1 protein-coding gene, 1 tRNA gene and 2 rRNA genes (1 of these 4 running past the window's edge) are annotated in these 2500 nt (G+C 58.6%); 1 reads left to right on the top strand and 3 read right to left on the bottom strand.

The window, feature by feature from the left end; all coding sequences use genetic code 11:
• Positions 1-196 precede the first annotated feature (196 nt).
• The gene (locus EN853_RS02115; protein WP_127857602.1) at positions 197-394 is read left to right on the top strand and encodes a hypothetical protein; all 198 of its coding nucleotides are present in this window, start codon (positions 197-199) and stop codon (positions 392-394) included.
• 664 nt (positions 395-1058) lie between these two features.
• On the opposite strand, the gene EN853_RS02110 is transcribed toward EN853_RS02115, so the two are convergent.
• The 3 genes from EN853_RS02110 to EN853_RS02100 all read right to left on the bottom strand — a co-directional run.
• A tRNA-Met gene (locus tag EN853_RS02110) sits at positions 1059-1135 on the bottom strand.
• 221 nt (positions 1136-1356) lie between these two features.
• Positions 1357-1471: ribosomal RNA gene (gene rrf / locus EN853_RS02105) — 5S ribosomal RNA — on the bottom strand.
• A 194-nt stretch (positions 1472-1665) separates the two neighbouring features.
• Positions 1666-2500: ribosomal RNA gene (locus EN853_RS02100) — 23S ribosomal RNA — on the bottom strand; it runs 1979 nt beyond the window's last position.

The raw sequence follows: 2500 nt of genomic DNA, 5'->3' as shown, positions 1-2500 counted from the left end.
GGGCAGATCGACGTGTCAACACCGATTTCGAACTTTCTGAGCACATCGCCACGCGGGTTTCAGCGATGCGCTTTAAGTCCTGTTTGACGCACGTCGTCGTCGCAAAACCGCGATGCATTTTTGGGCGCCATGCATTAGCCGGCTGTTACGATGGTGTCCCCTGAGGTTTGTGTGGCGGTCGCCGCATTTTTCCTGCATGGCCGGGCTGATCTGCCGCCACGACTGGCAAGCTGACGAATGGATTGATCGGCTCGACTGGCCGACGCTTGCATCATTGCGGCGGCCGCTGGATGGCCGGTTCATCGTTCTGTCCGAGCAAGAGAGTCCCGGCGGGACCGACGATGGTGGTCGTCGCCCCGGGGAAGATGCCGGCGACATTGATGTCGCCGCGTGATTCGTCCTTGAACGCTCGATCAGATTCGTCGAGTGCAGAACATGTAGGCGAGCGTGCTGGATTCGACGTCGTCGAAACCACGTGCCGTTTGTCCACAGACAGGCCAATCGCCCTTGATAGGTCAGGCCAGAAAGAAGCGACTTTCCGCCGATCTCCCCCGCAAGCCGCGAGACCCGGCCCTTCGAATGGCCGCTCAGGCCCTGGCCCAGACCAAATCGTCGAAGCATGGGCCACCTGAATGCGCGCGACGCAAGGAAGCCGGGAAGTAGGAGCCCCTGCTCAGACTGGGACCCCCAACTCGATCGTGCCCGCCGCGCTACCCAACCCTGTCCCGATAGCCCGTTGCGGAACGGCCGATGGAAGTGGGCGCCGCGATTGACGCTGCCGTGACGAAAAAGAGTCTGCCGCGCACGACCTGGTGAAAACCAGTCATCTCGCGCAGTGCCGGGGTATCCCGCAGGCGCGCGAGGTTCATCAGGTCCTTCGATATCAATCGTCCTCCCAAAGAAGCTTCGACAACCAGAAAGCGCCGATGAACACGCCTTGCTGTCCAGCTACCTTCTCACCCTTGCTTGCCGCTCCCAGGAGCTCGCCGGCGCCGCCGCATTCAAGCACCAGCGCTGCATAGCAAAACGGCCCGCGAGATGCGGGCCGTTTTTGTATTTGGTTGCGGGGACAGGATTTGAACCTGTGACCTTCAGGTTATGAGCCTGACGAGCTACCGGGCTGCTCCACCCCGCGTCAACGATAGAGGTAAGTTTCAGCTTACCGAATTCAAGAGACCGCCAAATGAAAGGGCCGCTTGCGCGGCCCATGATCCCGTTTGGCGGGCCTTATGCATGTCGCCCAAAGCGCCTGGCGGTTTTGGAACAACGACATGCATCACAAACGATCGTAAGGAGAAGATTTGTCTCCATCCGGATCCTTTCGATCCGGATGTGCGATGAACGTGCGCTTTGCAGACCTGGCAGCGACCTACTCTCCCGCGTCTTGAGACGAAGTACCATCAGCGCTGGAGCGTTTCACGGCCGAGTTCGGAATGGGATCGGGTGCAGCCGCTCCGCCATAACCACCAGGTCGGCAAAACGCACGTTCAAATCGAGAAGCTGTTCAAGCGCGATCCAAGGATCGTCGCGTTTGTGCCGTTGCGGCGTTTGCGCTTTGCTTACGGGCGAAGCCCGCAAGCGCGACTGCGCGTCGGCGCCCTCGCGGAGCATAGGCCCGAAGGGCCGCTCATGCGTGAGCGCTGGCGATGGATATTAGGAATGAGAACGATCAAGCCGATCGAACTATTAGTACCGGTAAGCTTCAAGCGTTGCCGCTCTTCCACACCCGGCCTATCAACGTGGTCGTCTTCCACGGTTCTCAGGGAATACTCGTTTCAAGGTGGGTTTCCCGCTTAGATGCCTTCAGCGGTTATCCCGTCCGGATATAGCTACCCTGCAATGCGGCTGGCGCCACAACAGGTCCACCAGAGATCCGTCCATCCCGGTCCTCTCGTACTAGGGACAGATCCTTTCAATATTCCTACACCCACGGCAGATAGGGACCGAACTGTCTCACGACGTTCTGAACCCAACTCACGTACCGCTTTAAATGGCGAACAGCCATACCCTTGGGACCTGCTCCAGCCCCAGGATGCGATGAGTCGACATCGAGGTGCCAAACAACCCCGTCGATATGGACTCTTGGGGGTCATCAGCCTGTTATCCCCGGCGTACCTTTTATCCGTTGAGCGATGGCCCTTCCACACGGGACCACCGGATCACTATGACCGACTTTCGTCTCTGCTCGACTTGTCAGTCTCGCAGTCAGGCAGGCTTATGCCATTGCACTCAGCGAACGATTTCCGACCGTTCTGAGCCCACCATCGCGCGCCTCCGTTACTCTTTAGGAGGCGACCGCCCCAGTCAAACTACCCACCATACATTGTCCCGGACCCGGATAACGGGCCGCGGTTAGACATCCATAGTAATAAGGGTGGTATTTCAAGGGTGGCTCCACCTGAGCTGGCGCCCAGGCTTCAAAGCCTACCACCTATCCTACACATGCCACTACGAATGCCAATGTAAAGCTATAGTAAAGGTGCACGGGGTCTTTCCGTCT

The organism is Mesorhizobium sp. M1C.F.Ca.ET.210.01.1.1 (assembly GCF_004791585.1).
Classification (GTDB): Bacteria; Pseudomonadota; Alphaproteobacteria; order Rhizobiales; family Rhizobiaceae; genus Mesorhizobium.
This window is presented reverse-complemented; position numbering and strand designations above follow the sequence as displayed.